Source organism: Streptococcus oralis (assembly GCF_001075875.1).
Taxonomy (GTDB): domain Bacteria; phylum Bacillota; class Bacilli; order Lactobacillales; family Streptococcaceae; genus Streptococcus; species Streptococcus oralis_I.
The window spans coordinates 1-17,206 of record NZ_JUOS01000140.1; the positions used below are offsets into that span (position 1 = coordinate 1).

20 protein-coding genes and 1 pseudogene are annotated in these 17,206 nt (G+C 39.3%); 1 reads left to right on the forward strand and 20 read right to left on the reverse strand.

Going from position 1 to position 17,206, the window contains the following annotated elements:
• Positions 1-144 precede the first annotated feature (144 nt).
• Entirely contained in the window at positions 145-1,419 is a 1,275-nt protein-coding gene (locus ADM33_RS08000) for a PLP-dependent aminotransferase family protein (protein WP_049504352.1), read from the forward strand.
• A gap of 19 nt (positions 1,420-1,438) precedes the next feature.
• Here ADM33_RS08000 and ADM33_RS08005 read toward each other — a convergent pair whose 3' ends face one another.
• The 20 genes and pseudogenes from ADM33_RS08005 to ADM33_RS08100 all read right to left on the reverse strand — a co-directional run.
• Positions 1,439-2,254: an ABC transporter substrate-binding protein gene (locus ADM33_RS08005; protein ID WP_049504353.1), complete on the reverse strand. Its 816-nt coding sequence runs from the start codon at positions 2,252-2,254 to the stop codon at positions 1,439-1,441.
• 157 nt (positions 2,255-2,411) lie between these two features.
• Positions 2,412-3,065: a phosphate signaling complex protein PhoU gene (phoU, locus tag ADM33_RS08010; RefSeq protein ID WP_049504355.1), complete on the reverse strand. Its 654-nt coding sequence runs from the start codon at positions 3,063-3,065 to the stop codon at positions 2,412-2,414.
• 11 nt (positions 3,066-3,076) lie between these two features.
• Complete coding sequence (pstB, locus tag ADM33_RS08015) at positions 3,077-3,835, reverse strand: phosphate ABC transporter ATP-binding protein PstB (RefSeq protein ID WP_049504356.1); 759 nt, start codon at positions 3,833-3,835, stop codon at positions 3,077-3,079.
• Between the two features lie 12 nt (positions 3,836-3,847).
• A complete protein-coding gene (gene pstB, locus ADM33_RS08020; RefSeq protein WP_049504357.1) occupies positions 3,848-4,651 on the reverse strand; it encodes a phosphate ABC transporter ATP-binding protein PstB in 804 nt (267 codons plus the stop codon).
• A 10-nt stretch (positions 4,652-4,661) separates the two neighbouring features.
• On the reverse strand, positions 4,662-5,546 hold the full coding sequence (gene pstA / locus ADM33_RS08025; protein ID WP_049504359.1) for a phosphate ABC transporter permease PstA: 885 nt from the start codon (positions 5,544-5,546) through the stop codon (positions 4,662-4,664).
• Positions 5,536-6,453: a phosphate ABC transporter permease subunit PstC gene (pstC, locus tag ADM33_RS08030; RefSeq protein WP_049504361.1), complete on the reverse strand. Its 918-nt coding sequence runs from the start codon at positions 6,451-6,453 to the stop codon at positions 5,536-5,538. The genes pstA and pstC overlap by 11 nt, the downstream gene beginning before the upstream one ends.
• A complete protein-coding gene (locus ADM33_RS08035; RefSeq protein ID WP_049504363.1) occupies positions 6,453-7,331 on the reverse strand; it encodes a phosphate ABC transporter substrate-binding protein PstS in 879 nt (292 codons plus the stop codon). Before ADM33_RS08035 ends, pstC begins: the two co-directional genes overlap by 1 nt.
• A 109-nt stretch (positions 7,332-7,440) precedes the next feature.
• The gene (locus tag ADM33_RS08040) at positions 7,441-8,754 is read right to left on the reverse strand and encodes an RsmF rRNA methyltransferase first C-terminal domain-containing protein (RefSeq protein WP_049504365.1); all 1,314 of its coding nucleotides are present in this window, start codon (positions 8,752-8,754) and stop codon (positions 7,441-7,443) included.
• A gap of 6 nt (positions 8,755-8,760) precedes the next feature.
• Positions 8,761-9,528: an inositol monophosphatase family protein gene (locus tag ADM33_RS08045; RefSeq protein ID WP_049504367.1), complete on the reverse strand. Its 768-nt coding sequence runs from the start codon at positions 9,526-9,528 to the stop codon at positions 8,761-8,763.
• A complete protein-coding gene (locus ADM33_RS08050) occupies positions 9,518-9,796 on the reverse strand; it encodes a UPF0223 family protein (protein WP_045763367.1) in 279 nt (92 codons plus the stop codon). Before ADM33_RS08050 ends, ADM33_RS08045 begins: the two co-directional genes overlap by 11 nt.
• On the reverse strand, positions 9,797-10,198 hold the full coding sequence (locus ADM33_RS08055) for a Spx/MgsR family RNA polymerase-binding regulatory protein (RefSeq protein WP_000631256.1): 402 nt from the start codon (positions 10,196-10,198) through the stop codon (positions 9,797-9,799).
• 210 nt (positions 10,199-10,408) lie between these two features.
• On the reverse strand, positions 10,409-11,032 hold the full coding sequence (locus ADM33_RS08060) for a TIGR01906 family membrane protein (protein WP_049504370.1): 624 nt from the start codon (positions 11,030-11,032) through the stop codon (positions 10,409-10,411).
• Positions 11,022-11,795, reverse strand: coding sequence for a TIGR01457 family HAD-type hydrolase (locus ADM33_RS08065; RefSeq protein ID WP_049504371.1), 774 nt, complete (start codon positions 11,793-11,795; stop codon positions 11,022-11,024). Before ADM33_RS08065 ends, ADM33_RS08060 begins: the two co-directional genes overlap by 11 nt.
• Positions 11,796-11,805: 10 nt before the next feature.
• Complete coding sequence (locus ADM33_RS08070) at positions 11,806-12,543, reverse strand: acyl-ACP thioesterase domain-containing protein (protein WP_049504372.1); 738 nt, start codon at positions 12,541-12,543, stop codon at positions 11,806-11,808.
• A 4-nt stretch (positions 12,544-12,547) separates the two neighbouring features.
• On the reverse strand, positions 12,548-13,678 hold the full coding sequence (hemW, locus tag ADM33_RS08075; protein ID WP_049504374.1) for a radical SAM family heme chaperone HemW: 1,131 nt from the start codon (positions 13,676-13,678) through the stop codon (positions 12,548-12,550).
• Positions 13,679-13,764: 86 nt separating this feature from the next.
• On the reverse strand, positions 13,765-14,160 hold the full coding sequence (locus tag ADM33_RS08080; RefSeq protein ID WP_049504375.1) for a YtxH domain-containing protein: 396 nt from the start codon (positions 14,158-14,160) through the stop codon (positions 13,765-13,767).
• Between the two features lie 15 nt (positions 14,161-14,175).
• Positions 14,176-14,559: a DUF948 domain-containing protein gene (locus ADM33_RS08085; RefSeq protein WP_049504376.1), complete on the reverse strand. Its 384-nt coding sequence runs from the start codon at positions 14,557-14,559 to the stop codon at positions 14,176-14,178.
• Between the two features lies 1 nt (position 14,560).
• The gene (lgt, locus tag ADM33_RS08090; RefSeq protein WP_049504378.1) at positions 14,561-15,349 is read right to left on the reverse strand and encodes a prolipoprotein diacylglyceryl transferase; all 789 of its coding nucleotides are present in this window, start codon (positions 15,347-15,349) and stop codon (positions 14,561-14,563) included.
• Positions 15,342-16,277, reverse strand: coding sequence for an HPr(Ser) kinase/phosphatase (gene hprK / locus ADM33_RS08095; RefSeq protein ID WP_049504380.1), 936 nt, complete (start codon positions 16,275-16,277; stop codon positions 15,342-15,344). The genes lgt and hprK overlap by 8 nt, the downstream gene beginning before the upstream one ends.
• 190 nt (positions 16,278-16,467) lie before the next feature.
• Positions 16,468-17,206 (reverse strand): annotated as a pseudogene (locus tag ADM33_RS08100) (N-acetylmuramoyl-L-alanine amidase family protein); the annotation flags it as partial.

A 17,206-nucleotide genomic window follows, 5' to 3' on the forward strand; every position in this document is an offset into this window, starting at 1 on the left:
GAGGTTGTGGATAGAACTGACGAAGTCAGTAACATATATACGGCAAGGCGACGTTGACGCGGTTTGAAGAGATTTTCGAAGAGTATAACATTGCCAAACTTCTAAAAAAAAGGTACAATGTAACAAAATCGAGAGAGGTCTGGGATGAAGCAAGAAAGCAAGTATGAACAAGTCGTTCACTATCTAAAAAATGAGATAGAATCAGGTAGATTTCCAACTGGAAGTCGCCTGCCATCTATCCGAAAACTCAGTCAAGATTTCCACTGCAGTAAGGACACCATTCAGCGTGCACTCATGGAACTTCGATATGATAAATATATCTACTCAAAACCTCAAAGTGGTTATTATGTATTGGAGCAACAAACCAGTCATGAAGACTTAATTATCTCAGTTAACGATGAACACGCAGCAGCCTATGATGATTTTCGTCTGTGCGTTAATGAAAGCTTGATTGGGCGAGAAAATTATCTCTACAACTACTATGAACACCAAGAGGGTTTAGAAGAATTACGTCAGTCCGTTCAGACACTACTCTTTGATCAAGCGATTTATAGTAAGGCAGACCAGTTGGTCATGACGTCTGGAACCCAACAAGCACTGTTTATTCTTTCCCAGATTGATTTTCCAGGTCAAACTCAGGAAATACTGGTTGAACAACCGACCTATCATCGGATGAACCAGCTGCTACTAGCTCAAAATCTTCCCTATCAAACCATTGACCGTCGAGTAGACGGCATTGAACTAAACAAACTTGAGGAACACTTTAAAAGCGGAAAGATTAAGTTTTTCTATACTATTCCCCGTTTCCACTATCCTCTGGGGCATTCTTATTCTGAAGAGGAAAAACTTGCCATCCTTGACTTGGCTGCCAAATATCAGATTTATATCGTTGAGGATGACTATCTGGGGGACTTGGATCCTAAAATGGGACAAACCTTTCATTATTTAGACCAACATGATTTGGTCATCTATATCAAGTCCTTTTCTACCAGTCTATTTCCTGCCCTTCGAATCACTGCCCTTCTTCTTCCAAACACTATCAAGGAAGCTTTTGTGGCCTATAAAAACATTCTCGACTACGATAATAACCTTATCATGCAAAAGGCTCTATCACTCTACATCGATAGTCAACTCTTTGAGAAAAACAGACTAGCACGACTGGCACTGCAAGAAAAAAGTCAGAAGCACATCCAACAGCTCTTACAAAGGTATCCCCTTTCCCTACCGAACTATCCACTTCATGATGGGCTTTTGCTTGATCTCAGGAACTATCCTAGCATCGCTAGTCTTAAACACAGTCCTCTAGAACTCGACTTCTTTGAATCTTCCTATCTAGCGAACTGCCCTTATCACTTTGCAAAAGTTCCTTTAGAAAATATTGAAGAAACATTAAGCTATTTAAAAACAGAGCTGGACTGAAATCCAACTCTGTTATTTTTTATTGTTCTACTTCTGTTAGCTTAGCAGCTTTTTCAAGATAAGTTTGGTAAGTTCCGTCATCTTTCAGTTTTTGGATGACCTTATCAACTACTTCCTTCAAATCTGAGTTACCTTTTTTGATAGCTACAGCATTTGCTTCGCCTTCTTTCATAGTCAAGCTTACCGTAGCCACTGCCAAATCTGAGTTCTTAGCAGCATAGCTCAATGCTACTGGCTCATCCATATGAACGGCATCAACCTTACCAGATTGGAGCTCGTTTACTGCTTCTCCCATATTTGTCAAAGAAGTCAACTGTGCCTTTGGAAGTTGCTCTTTAACCATAGATTCAGGAACAGTCCCTTTTTGAGCTGCAATATTAGCACTTGCTAGAGAGTCCAAATCCTTGTATTTTTCAAGATCTGATTTTCTGATAAGGAAGCTAATTTTATTTTCATAGTAAGGAATTGAGAAATCAAAGACTTCTTGTCTTTCTTCAGTTGCACTGATTCCCGCAATTGCTAGGTCTGCTTTTCCTGTTTGAAGACTGGTCAAGACATTATCAAAACTCATACTTGAAATTTCCAATTTCACTCCAAGTTCATCAGCGATTGCTTGCGCCATGTCAATATCCGCACCTACGACTTGGTTTTTACCATCCACAAGTGCTTGAAACTCAAAGGGAGCATAGTCGGGACTAGTTGCGACCACTAATTTTCCTTTTTGCTTGATGGCCTCCACTGCAGACTGCGAGCTTGAGCTAGACGATTGGCAAGCCACCAATAAGAAGCTTGCAAGAAAACTACATAAGACAAATATCCATTTTTTAAAATTCATAAATAAACAACCTCTCTGTTAATTTTGTATAATTATAACTCTATCTACTTCTTTTGTCAAGCATATTCTAAATTTTTATGAAAAATTTTCAATTTTTGTTTCAAAAAAGGAGCTTTTACTTACTAACAAGCTCCTTTTTTTGCATAATTAATCAATCTTACAATTCAACAATCTTACCTGTTTCAAAGTAAACAACCCATTCACAGATATTTTTTGCATAGTCACCGATGCGTTCCAAGTAAGAAATAACTTGGAAATAATCACGACCTGTGACGATAGCTTCTGGATGTTTTTTGATTTCTTCTGTAGCTAGGTCTCGAATATTATCAAAATAATGGTTGATATTTTCATCCATGGTTGCAACTTCATAGGCTTGATCCACAGAACCATTCAAATAAAGTTCTAAAGCGGCTTCAACAAAGTTTTTTACTTCACGACCCATTTTTTTAATTTCTTCTTCGACTGCTGGGATGCGTTGTTCACCCTTCATACGAATGGTTGCTTCAGCAATGGATACTGCATGGTCCCCCATACGTTCTAAGTCTGACACAGCTTTTAGAACTGTTAAAACTGTACGTAAGTCTTGTGAAACTGGCTGTTGTAGGGCAATCATTTCAAATGATTTCTTTTCAAGTTTAACTTCGTATTCATTTACTTCTGCATCTTCCTCAATGACTTCTTTAGCCATGTCACGGTCATGCGTTACAAAAGCACGTACGGTACGATTGATTTGGGAAAGAACTTCTTGTCCCATAGCATAAAACTGATTATGCAATTTCTCTAAATCTTCCTCCAATTGAGAACGTAACATCATTTATCTCCTTATCCAAATTTTCCTGAAATATAATCTTCTGTTTCCTTGTGTTGTGGGTTGAGGAACATCTTCTTGGTATCGTTAAACTCAATCAAATCTCCATCTAGGAAAAATCCTGTCTTGTCAGAGATACGAGATGCTTGCTGCATGGAACGCGTAACCAAGAGCATGGTGTATTTGTCTTTTAGACCATACAAGGTTTCCTCAATCTTACCAGCAGAAATAGGGTCCAAGGCTGAGGTAGGCTCATCCAAGAGGATAATCTTTGGACTAGTCGCCAATACACGGGCTACACAGACACGTTGCTGCTGTCCACCTGAAAGTCCAATAGCTGAATCATGCAAGCGATCCTTAACCTCATCCCAGATTGAAGCACGCTGTAAAGCTTTCTCCACAGCTTCATCCAAAACGTTCTTATCTTTTTCCCCATTAATGCGGAGACCATAAACAACATTTTCGTAGATAGACATAGGGAAGGGATTTGGTTGTTGGAAAACCATCCCGATTTCCTTACGTAATTCAACCGTGTCGGTACGCGGACTATAGATATTGTGCCCATTATAAACCACTGATCCAGTTGTCGTCACTTCAGGATTAAGGTCACCCATTCGGTTAATAGCCTTTAGAAGTGTTGATTTCCCAGATCCAGACGGACCGATAAGGGCCGTAATTTCCTTGGGGTGGAAGGATAAGGAAACACTATTCAAGGCCTTCTTTTTATTGTAATAGACTGACAGGTCTGAAACCTGTAAAATCGGTTCTGTCATACTGTTTCCTCTCTAACCAAAGTGTCCAGTTACATAGTCATTTGTTGACTGTAGCTTGGCATTTTGGAAAATATTTGCAGTTTTATCATACTCAATCAAGTCACCCAGGTAGAAGAATCCTGTATAATCACTAGCACGCGCAGCTTGTTGCATACTGTGAGTTACGATGATAATGGTAAAGTCCTTCTTCAACTCAAGCATGGTTTCTTCAAGTTGAGCTGTCGCAATCGGATCCAAGGCTGATGCTGGCTCATCCATTAAGAGAATGTCTGGTTTTACAGAAATAGCACGCGCGATACAGAGACGTTGCTGCTGACCACCTGAAAGCATCAAGGCTGACTTATGAAGGTCGTCTTTAACCTGATCCCAGAGGGCGGCCTGACGAAGTGAAGTTTCTACAATTTCATCAAGAACCTTCTTATCCTTAACACCTGCACGTTCATGTGCAAAAGTGATGTTGCGGTAAATAGATTTAGCAAATGGATTTGGACGTTGGAAAACCATTCCGATGTGTTTACGCATTTCATAAACATTGATTTCAGGACGGTTAACGTCAATACCTCGATAGAGAATCTGTCCTGTCACCTTTGCAATATCAATGGTATCATTCATACGGTTGAGACTGCGTAGGTAGGTTGATTTCCCAGATCCCGACGGACCAATCAAGGCTGTAATTTTATTTTTTTCGAATTGCATATCGACGCCCTTGATAGATTCATTTTTACCGTAGTAAACGTGTAAATCCTTCGTAGAGAGGGCCACTTTTTCTTCTGGAAAAGTAATGATATGCCTTTCATCCCAATTATATTTTGACATGGCTTCTCCTTTAGGCTGCGGTTAATTTCTTATGTAGATAGCTTCCGAGTTTACGTGCTCCAAAGTTAAAGATTAAGATAAAGATGAGGAGCACCGCAGCAGAACCTGCTGAAACAAGTGTTCCATCAGGAATAGTTCCTTCACTGTTGACTTTCCAGATATGAACAGCCAAGGTTTCTGCTTGACGGAAGATTGAGATTGGACTGGTTACGCTGAGGACATTCCAGTTTGACCAGTCAAGAGCTGGCGCAGATTGTCCTGCAGTATAGATAAGAGCCGCAGCTTCACCAAAAATACGACCTGAGGCAAGCACAATACCTGTTACAATACCAGGTAGGGCTTCGGGGATAATGACATGAAGAACTGTTTCCCAACGAGAAAGCCCAAGCGCCAAACCAGCCTCACGTTGCGTATGGTGAACGTGTTTCAAACTGTCTTCAACATTACGCGTCATCTGTGGAAGGTTAAAGACAGTCAAAGCCAAGGCACCAGAAATAATGGAAAATCCATACTCGAACTGAACTACAAAGATGAGGTAACCAAAGAGACCGACTACGACTGATGGCAGTGAAGACAAAATTTCAATACAGGTACGAACGAAGTTGGTAACACGACCTTTTTTTGCATATTCAGCCAAATAAATTCCAGCCCCCATTGATAGAGGTACAGAGATGAATAAGGTAATGACCAAAAGGAAGAAGGAATTATAAAGCTGGATTCCAATACCACCACCTGCTTGGTAAGAAGATGATTTTCCAGTCAAGAAGGACCAAGAAACATGAGGTAAGCCTCGAACCAAGATATAGAGAATCAAGGAAGCAAGGATGGTCACAATGATTCCTGCGATGGTATAGAGGACAGCTGTAGCAAGTTTATCTAATTTCTTAGCGTGCATAGTTTTTCTTTCCTCTTTCTTTCGTAATCAATTTAATCACACTGTTAAAGGCCAAGCTCATCAAAAGCAATACTAAGGCTAGTGACCAAAGAACATTATTATCAACAGTTCCCATAACAGTATTTCCGATACCCATGGTCAATACAGATGTTAAAGTCGCTGCTGGTGTCGTCAATGAAGTTGGAACAACTGCTGAGTTTCCGACCACCATCTGAATAGCTAGTGCTTCACCGAAAGCACGCGCCATACCAAAGACTACTGCCGTAAAAATACCTGAACGTGCCGCCTTCAAGGTTACACGCCAGATAGTCTGCCAACGAGTAGCTCCCATAGCTAAACTAGCTTCACGGTAGTGACGAGGAACTGCACGTAAGCTATCAGTTGTCATAAAGGTTACAGTCGGCAAGATCATAACAAAGAGAACGAAAATCCCTGATAAAATACCAAAACCTGTTCCACCAAAGACACTACGTACAAATGGTACGACGACCTGCAATCCGATAAATCCATAAACTACTGAAGGAATCCCAACTAGGAGTTCAATAGCAGGTTGCAAAATCTTTGCCCCTTTTGGTGATACTTCTGTCATAAAGACTGCAGCCCCAATGGCAAATGGTGTTGCAATCAGAGCTGATAGGATGGTAACAATAAAGGAACCTAAAATCATCGGAAGAGCACCAAATTGTTTCCCTGAAGGATTCCAAGTCTGTCCAAATAGGAAATCAAAAATGTTCACACCATTGACAAAGAAGGTCGATAAGCCTTTCTGAGCCACGAAAATCAAAATCATGGCTACAATGATGACAATCAAAGAAAGGCTGGCAAAGGTTAGCCCTTTTCCTAATTTCTCAAGACGAGAATTTTTTGACGGAGAGAGCAATTTTTTAGATAATTCTTCTTGATTCATTATTGGCTCCCTTCTATTGCTGTCACAGTACCTGCAGCATCTTTTTCAACCTTCATTTCCTTAACAGAAATATAGCCCATGCCTTTAACGATTCCATTCTGAACTTCATCTGAAAGGATAAAGTTTAAAAATTCTGCAACTAATTCATTTGGCTCACCAAGTGTATACATATGTTCATAAGACCACAAAGGCCAATTATTCGTGGTTACATTCTCTGAAATTGGTTCATAACCATTGAGTTTGATAGTCCCAACTGAGTCATCAACATAGGCAAAGGCTAGGTAGGAAATAGCTCCAGGGGTTTGAGAAACAATTGATTTGACCATCCCGTTTGAATCTTGTTCCTGACTTTGCATTGCTGATTGCCCATCCATGATCACACTGTCAAAAGTCGCACGAGAACCTGAACTTGCCGCACGGTTGATAATAGAAATGGCTAAATCTTTCCCACCGACTTCTTTCCAGTTGGTAATTTCTCCTGTGAAGATTTGTCGGAGCTGATCGGTCGTTAGATTATCAACATCTACTTCTTTATTGATAATAACAGCCAAACCTGCGACAGCTACCTTATGGTCGACTAAGGCTGAGGCATCAATACCGTCTTTTTCCTCCGCAAATACGTCGGAGTTGCCGACATCTACTGCTCCTGACTGAACCTGCGACAGTCCTGTACCAGAACCACCACCTTGAACATTGACTGTTTTTCCGATGTGAGCTGATGCAAATTCATCTGCAGCCGCCTCGACTAAAGGTTGGAGAGCAGTTGAACCAACAGCCGTCATAGACTCCCCACGATCAATCCAACTTGCACATCCTGCTAGCGAACCAGCAAGTAAAAGAGTCGCAAGAGAGAGTGTGAGTTTTTTAAATTTTTTCACTATTTGTCTCCTTGAAAATAATGATGAATAGCTTGGAATTTCGCCCTATTTTTCTATGTTTTATGCAAAAAATCCATACTTCCACTATAACATAGAATACTGATTTTGACTAGTTTTTCACCTTAAACCTCAAGCCCTTAGGGAAATAATTCTTCAATGTATTTCCTGTCACTTTTGCAAAACCCAAACCATTTCCAGCAACCAAAACTTGGTACCACCCATTTGGCAAAGTTTCAGATAATTGAACTGTTTCACCGGCCACGTATTTAACGAAGTCTTCTTGATGAATTTCAATTGATTGTTTGACTTGGCTTGGTTTTAAAGCTAGCCCAAGTGCAAAACTTGGTTCAAAACGTTTCTTCTTAAAGGTTCCAAGATGAACTCCGTTTCGTGCAATCCTAAGTTTACCCAAATCTGGTAGAACTTCAGGCAAGAGATACAGTTGGTCACCAAAAGTCTGTAAAATACCTGGCAAATTAATCTTTAGATGTTTTTTTTCAAAATCTTGCCATAAACTCAACTGTTCGCGACTGAGATTAGTCTTAGAAGGCTTGAACTTTCCTGACTTATTTTGTCCCTTAAACTGAAGATGAGCAACAAATTGGCCTTCTCCCTTAAAACGATGTGGGTACATCCGAGCTGTCTCTGGAAAATCAATCCCAGAAGCCATACCATTGATAGGTTCGATTGGAATCAATTCAAAATCATAACTATCCAGTAACCATTGGACAATTTCTTCATTTTCTTCTGGAGCCCAGGTACAGGTAGAATAGACCAAACGACCACCAGCAGCCAACATGGTGACTGCATCCTCTAGAATTTCACGCTGCAAGTCAGCACATTGGCTTGGATATTCTACACTCCAATAATCCATAGCATCTGGCTGTTTTCGGAACATTCCTTCTCCAGAACATGGAGCATCTAGAACAATTAGGTCAAAATATCCCTTAAACACTTTAGCCAAACGATCGGCAGATTCATTGGTCACAACTACATTTGACGCTCCAAACCGTTCCATATTTTCAACCAAAATCTTTGCTCGCTTGCTAGAAATTTCATTGGAAACAAGAAGACCTTCGCCTGCAAGATAGGCTGCCAGTTGAGTGGATTTCCCACCTGGTGCGGCTGCCAAATCCAAGACCTTCATACCTGGTTTTGGTTGAGCTACTTGTGCAACCATTTGCGCAGCAGGTTCTTGGGAATAGACCAAACCTGTTACATGCTCAGGTGATTTCCCTGAAACCTTGCCATAATAGCCCCAGGGTGTATTTGGAATAGCATCTGAAAAAGAAACTTGTCTTTCTTTTAAGGGATTGATGCGAAAGGCGGAAACTGCCTCATCATCAAAAGAGGCAAGAAAAGCTCTTGCCTCATCTCCCAATATTGCTTCATATTTTTTTACAAATCCTTCTGGAAATTGCATGTAAGTTCATTTCCTTTCATAGATATAGGATTGGATTTCTGCCAACTTGTCAGTTGGAACCATCATAATTGGTTGTCGTGTCTGAAAATCCACCGGCTCTCCAGTTAAGGTTACAATCTGATAACCTAAACTTTCTCCTATGATACTAGCTGCAGCATAATCCCAAGGTTGGAGATAGGTGATATAGGTCAATAGTTGACCTGAGAGAATTTTTGAAAAGCTGATAGCTGCACTTCCATATATTCGCACACCAAGTGAAGCATTAGCCAATTCTGCTACACCCCAAGCGTTTGTTTCCAACATACCAGCATTACTCGCAATTAGAAAATCACGCAAGGGCTTATCCTTAAAATTAGGCAAAGGTTCTTCATTGAGACAGGGCTGAAAAGCAACTCCTCCATGGTAACAATGACCTTTCATGACATCATAAATGATCCCAAACTGCCCCACACCATTTTCAAAATACGCTACCATAATGGCGAAATCTTCACCTTGTGCGACAAAGTTGTTAGTACCATCAATGGGATCAATGACCCAAACAGATCCATATCCAACTGAAGCACGCAGACATCCCTCTTCTGCACAAAATTTGTCATCAGGATAATGCGAACGAATCCTATCAACCAAAAAATTCTGAACTTCCTTGTCCAAACGAGTCACCAAGTCGGTAGGAGATGATTTTCTCTCAATATGCAATTCTTCCTGCATGTGAGCTAGAATATAGTCTCCTGCTTCCTTGACAATCTCTTTGGCAAACACAAATTTATTTTCCAAGCGAAATCTTCCCTTCCCCTTGTTCTTTGGCCAATTGGACAGCTCGATAGAAGGAATAACCACTCGCAGTTTCAAATTCACGACCCAAGCGTTTCTCTTCACTCTTGCTTGGAACAACCGCTTTGAATCCCTTGTAGGAATCTAGTAGTTTCTTTGCTTCTACCTTAGTCTCATAGGCTGCTTCAACATCATTAAAAAAAGAAAGCACTGAAGCAAGTTCTTCAGTGCTCCACGACAAATCTAGTGGGTAACTATACTGTTTATTCATCTAATTAATACCAGCTCTCAATGTAGCTTCTTTCAGTTCTTGTTTACGGTAACTACGAGGGAGAAAAGCACGAATCTCATCTTCATTAAAACCGATTTGCATCCGCTTTGCATCAATAATAATCGGACGACGCAAAAGACTTGGATACTGCTCAATTAAATGAAGCAACTCCGATACTGAGATACTCTCTACATCAATATTCAATTTTTGAAAAATCTTTGAACGAGTCGAGATGATGTCATCAGTACCATTTTCGGTCAAGGAAAGAATGTGTTGCAGTTCTTTTCTCGTTAAAGGGCTGGTCATAATATTATGCTCTTGGAAGGGCACTTTATGCTTCTCGAGCCAGGCCTTTGCTTTACGACATGATGTACAACTCGGTGATAAAAATAGTGTAATCATGCTTTCCTCTTCTTTACATACTTTTCTATTTCTATTATACAAAAAAATAAAGCGCTTGACTAGTTATTTCCGTAAAAAAACCTACTTTTTCAAGAAAAATAGGGTTTTTAGAATCACATATGAATGTTTTGCTTAAATATAGAAATATTCATGTTACAAATGATAGTTTCTTCCTACATTTTATTTGGAATCAGTAAGACTTTTCTTCACTTATCTATTTGTTTTTCGACTCTTTAGGTACATAAATCCAAAAATCAATTCATACAAGCAGAAAAATAGGAGAAAGGCATGGAGGAAAAAGTTCTCTGGTAGGATAAGAATGACAGGATCCTTTGCGGGGTCAAACAACCAGGTATCATCACCTACAAAAAGAATCTGATGAAATAAGGTAAAGAATTGTTCAAAACCAATGAAGACACCAACTAAACCAAGAACCAAAGGTAGAGAAAGTATGATTAAGAGTGCTCTACGATAAAGTGGCAGAAAACCTTTCTGAATAACTTGCTTCCAAAAAAGATAGACAATCGGTAGAGTTACTACTGCTACTCCTTGAGCAAGATGGAAAAGTCCCTTTACAACCACAAAGTGGTGAATACCAGAGGCAGACGAAGGAAAATCCGGCATTTCCAATACTTGAGTCAATGGATTGGTCAAATAATCCATCAAAACATTAAAATTATGCTGGATGGTCTGAGGTTGCAGGTGAACACGATTTGTCAAGTTTAACCAAGAAATCTCCAGAGGGTAAACCAACCAAGCCAGGTAAATGGTCAATAAAATCGCAAGCGAGAGGAGAAAGAGAATACTTCCTACAAAAGTAAACTTAGTTTTCATCGAAATCCCACTCCGCTAGACTTGAAAGGACATGAGTTGGTGCAATTGGCAAATCCTCTACTTCTTCAGGTTTTGTAAATCCTGTCGTTACCAAAAGACTAGGAATTCCATTGTCAATACCAGCTCGAATATCAGTAAGATAATTATCTCCCACCATGACAATTTCTTGGCGTTCAAGTCCTAGGTGTTCAACAGCCTTGTCCATAATAATCGCATTAGGTTTTCCAATATAAACTGGTTTTACACGAGTTGCTGCTTCAAGAAGAGTAATCAGTGAACCGGCACCAGGCAAAAGTCCACGTTCCGTTGGAATATTTAAATCTGGGTTGGTACCGATAAAGTGAGCACCTTTATGGATAGCTAGGGTTGCCTTAGCAAATTTTTCATAGTCTACTTGCCAGTCCAAACCAACAACTACATAGGCTGGATTTTCTTTATCTTCGACATACCCTGCTGCTTGAATGGCCTCCTTTAGGCCTGCTTCTCCGATGACATAGACTGTCTTTTCAAGTCCTAGGTCATTCATGTAATCAATTGTAGCTAAAGTTGCAGTATAGATCGTCGATACAGGTGTGTCAATGTTAAACTGATTGGCTAACATCTCTTGAACACTTTCAGGTGTACGAGTGGTGTTGTTTGTTACAAAAAGATAAGGAATCTCTCTTTTTTGTAACTCGTGAACAAAAGCCTCTCCCGCAGGGATTCTATCTTTCCCCTTATAAATCGTTCCGTCTAAATCAATTAAATATCCTTTATAAGTCATATCTTTCTTTCTAATCTTTATTAATTTCTCGCCAAGTTATCTTTGCTTGAGCATTGATGTCACCATCACTTGTGACTTGATGATTACTCTCTAATCCATTTAATTCATAACTAGAAGTAATCATTCCACCTGGTCGAACTTCCTTGACATATTTGAGGTTGATTTTTTGGGGGATATGATTAGTAAGGAAATCTGCTCCCATGACCTCAAAAATCCAGTCTAGGTATTTGCTGTTATTGACGTGACCATTCATATCTAAGTCATAGAAACGAACGTGATAATCCTTGCTTATCGCTTCTTCCAGCTCTCTATATTTTGGCCCACGGACCAGTTTCTTAGAAAACTCAGATTGATAAGGGGCGACAATTTCTGGTACTACAGGATGAACCTTTCGACTTTCACGATCCATAAGGACAAAGGTAGCTAGCATATGAATGATTTCTTGACCAGCTTCATCGTAAATAGTAAATCGGCGGTAACAAAAGAGACGATTATAGGTCAAGGCTTCAGTTTCAATAGTGATTTCCTCAGCAAAACGAGGCAAACGAACCACATCAATGTCATAATCTGTGATAATCCAGACTAGATTATACTGTTCTAAAACATCCTTGTCACTCACTCCCAGTTCAATTGACTGCATACCAGATACCTGGAGGGACAACAAGATCACATCTGGTAGCTTGATATGACCATTCATGTCGGCCATATCAAAAGGAATTTTCATCTTCATTTGATAAGTTAAGCCCATAATTTTACTCCAATATAAATCGTTCTGCTACTGTATCTCCTAAAAAGAGACCTCTCTTAGTCATGCGAACACGGTCACCATCAAGCTGCATGAGACCTTGTTGAATCAAGTCTTTGACGATTTCTCCATACAGTTCCTGGAAAGACCGTTCGAATTTTTCTTCAAAGCGTGCCATGGAAACTCCTGACTTCTTGCGAAGGCCGAGAAACATCTCTTCTTCCATTTGCTCCCTTTGACTCAGGTGCTCCTCATTGATACGGGCACTCCCCTCTTCTATTGCCTTTAAATAATGGCGGATCGGTCCATGATTTTTATAACGTACACCATCTACATAACCAGATGCTCCCGCACCGATACCATAGTACTCGGCATTATCCCAGTACATGAGATTATGTCGACTTTCAAAGCCTGTCTTAGAAAAATTAGAAATTTCATAGTGCTCAAAGCTAGCTTTTTCTAGCTCTGCAATGATATACTCAAACATCTCAGCTTCTAATTCTTCCTTAGGAAGAGGTAATTTTCCGCGTCTCATCCGGTTCATAAAGACCGTATGATTTTCCAAAATCAAACTATAGAGGCTCATATGAGGAATATCAAGGGCAATAGCTTTAGAGACATTGTCCTTGAGCTGATCCATGGTCTGACCAGGAAGTGCGTAAATTAAGTCAATAGAGATATTATCAAAACCAGCTAGTTTAAGGCGATCGATATTTTCATAAATATCCTTTTCAGTATGACTACGCCCAATTTTTTTCAGCATTTTGTCATCAAAGGTCTGAACTCCTAGTGATACACGATTAACTGCAGAATTTTTCAACACAGCAATCTTATCAGCATCCAGGTCACCAGGATTAGCCTCAATGGTCAACTCTTCCAACATTGACAAGTCCAGGTTTTTAGTCAATCCATCTAACAAAACTTCCAATTGAGAAGCAGACAAGGCTGTCGGTGTCCCACCACCAATATAGAGTGTACGCAATTTTTGAATATCATAAGAATGAAATTCTTGCAGTAGATACTCTAGATAGCTGTCTACTGGCTGATTTTTAATAAAGACTTTTGAAAAGTCACAATAATAACAAATCTGTGTGCAAAACGGAATATGCACATAGGCTGATGTCGGTTTCTTCTGCATAGTATTTATTATACCACAAAGAGTTCACTCAAGAAAAAAATCACCATTCTTGATTTTCTAGAAAACCAAGAAATGGTGATTCTATGTTAATTTTCTTGAAGCTCAATGACAATATCTTGACCATTTTCTTTTTCTTCCACAACTACTTTCTCTTCCAGTTGTGATTTAAAATGATTCAAGGTTTCTTTTGAAGCTTCAGTCGCTTGTTGAGCATGATATTTTGCTTTATCAAGAACAGCGTCAAGAGTAATTTCCCCAGATTCAATCTGCTCTTTTGTTTTAAGAACAAATTCTTTGGTTTGTTCTTTGATATCCGTTAATTTTTCACAAACCTGCTCTTTAGCATACTCAGGATCTTCTTTTAGATCTTCTAAAAATTCTTGTGCTTGGCTTCTAACTTGTTTTCCTTTGTCACTAGTTAAAAACAAGGCAGCTGCAACACCTGAAACAGTTCCTAAAAGGATAGATGATAGTTTTCCCATTAGTCAACTCCTTTTTTATTTTTTAAAAAATTTACTTGCAACACGAATAGCAGACAAACCTGCACCAGTTTTTATAGTTTTTGATCCAGCAGATGATGCCTTTTTACTCAAAACACGTGCTTGTTCATTTAGGTCAGAAACAGAAACAGAAAGGTCTGCAACAGCTGTAAAGAGGGGATCAATTGTAGCAACTTTGACATTGATATCATCAACAAGAACGTTGACCTTTGTAAGCAATTCATTTGTTTGATGAAGAGTTACATCTACATCTGATGTTAAAGTTTTAACAGTTTTTTCAGTTTCATCAATTACACGACCAACTTTTTGAAGGATAATAATCAGATAAACTAAAAAGACAACCAAGGCAATCGCTACAATAATATAAGCCACTTCTAACATTTTAATTCTCCTTTTTTACATTATAAAATGGTGCTTTTTTCCGATTTTGATAAAAGATGATATAAATACCAAGGCCAATCAATAGGGCAGACAACCACTGGGATACTCGGAGTCCAAAGAACATGAGACTATCCGTACGCATGCCCTCAATAATCATACGTCCAAATCCGTACCAAATTAGATAAAAAGCAGTGATATGACCACGACGGATATTCTTTAATCGGCGTCTAAAAATGACAATCAAGGCAAAACCGATCAGATTCCAGATAGATTCGTATAAGAAGGTTGGTTGGCGGTAAGAGCCATCAATATACATCTGATTCTTAATAAAATCAGGTAAGTAATCAAGATTTTCAACGACTGCTCCATAAGCTTCTTGGTTAAAGAAGTTTCCCCAACGCCCTAGACTCTGAGCAATCATGACGCTCGGAGCTGCAATATCTAAGAAATCCCAAGTATTGATTAATTTGCGATCAGCAAAGATATAGAGAACAATCGCTCCAGTAATTAAACCACCATAAATCGCAAGACCACCATTCCAAATAGCAAAAATCTCTCCCAGATGTTGGCTATAATAATCAAATCTAAAAATAACATAGTAGAGCCTAGCACCAATGATGGATAAAGGAAAGGCAATTAAGATAAAATCCAAAATATCATCAGATAAAATCTTCTTTTTAGGCGCTTCTTTACTAGCAAGATATACCGCTAAAACAAGACCTGAAACAATGCAGAGTGCATACCATCTAACAGCTAAAGGACCAATTTGAAAAGCGATTGGATCAATCATCTTTCACCTCGTTCTTTGCAATCAGATTTGTCAATCTTTCTTCAAACAAGCGAGTAGCATCAAAGCCCATTTCCTTAGCACGATAATTCATCGCTGCTGCTTCGATAACGACAGAAATATTACGTCCTGTTTTTACAGGAATGCGGATACGTGGAATGGATACTCCAGAAATCTCCAATTCCTCAGCATTATTGCCTAGGCGATCAAAAGTCTTTTGCGTGTCATAATTTTCAAGATAGACAGCTAACTGAACTTGTGAAGAATCCTTAACTGCACTGGCACCATAAAGACTCATCACATCTATAATACCAACACCACGAATCTCAAGTAAATGCTTCAAGATTTCAGCTGGTTCACCCCAGAGAGTCATTTCATCCTTAGCAAAGATATCTACACGATCATCAGCCACCAAACGGTGTCCTCGTTTCACGAGTTCTAGACCTGTCTCACTCTTACCAATACCACTGTCTCCCTGGATTAACACACCCATACCATAGATATCCATCAAGACACCATGTACACTTTCACGCTCAGCCAAACGAGAATCTAGGTAACTTGACAATTCCCCAGACAGACGACTTGTTGCTGTACGACTCGTTAAAATAGCGATTTTACATTCTCTAGCAGCCTTTAGCATTTCCTCTGGAACTACTAAACCACGCGCAACAATAACTGCAGGTGTTTCCGGTTGGAACAATTTCTGCAAAATATGGTAACGGTTATGAGAAGACATGCTAATCAGATAAGACCACTCTTTCATCCCCAATAGTTGAATCCGCTCTGGGGTATAGTAATCAAAATAGCCTGTCATTTCGAGACCTGGACGACAAATATCGCCTGTATTGATTTCTTTTTCAAGTAATTCTGGCTCACCATAGACAATGTCTAGTCTGAGCTTATCAATCACTTCTTTGACTAAAACCGACATAATTTTCTCCTTCAATCGAGTTCTCCCTACTATTATATCAAATTGTAGTAGGAAGTTTATGTTTTTAACAGTATTTGAGATATTTATTTAAGAAAGTAACCTTTATAATTTTAACAATCAAAAGGGATTAAACAATAGGTTAGTGTTTAATCCCTTCTCTTTATTTATTCAACTATTCAACAGTACTAGACTAGTCAGACACTTTATCACTGCTAGCTGGTACTGACTTTTCTTCACTACTTGTTGTAGATTCAGTTGTATGTTCAGCTGGTTCTCTTAGAGTTGCTTCTGTTGAAGTTGGTTCCTCTACAGTTGTTGTTGTGTTTGGAGTCGTAGTTGTAGTGCTTGTGGTAGTTGTTACTCCATTAGGAAGCATTCTACCATCACTACCTACTTTGTAGCCATCAGGTGTAGTTGCATTTCGAAGCATTTCACCACTTGGTTTGAAGTAATACCAGTCTCCTTTTTCTTGAATCCAACCAACTTGCATTTCACCAGACTTATTAAAGTAATAGTAATCTCCAGAGACTTTATGGATACCTGTGACCATTTTACCAGTCTCATTGTCTAAGTAATACCATTTACCAGAGTACTTGAACCAACCAGTCTCTGCAGCTCCAGATTCTTTATGATAGTACCAATCTTTGCCGTCAAATACCCATCCGGTTTCCATAGCTCCAGATTGGTTAAAGCTATATTTGACACCATCAATTTCCTGTCTGCCGGTCACCATAACGCCGTCATTTTGATTCAAGTAGTACCATTTACCTGCAGATTTTATCCAACCTTTTTTCTGTTCACCGCTTGATGCATAATAGTACCATTTGTCATCTTCTTGTTTCCAGCCAGTAACCATAGCACCGCTAGCCTTAAAGCTATATTGTTGACCATCGATTTCTTTGGTTCCTGTAACCATCTCTCCATCTTTC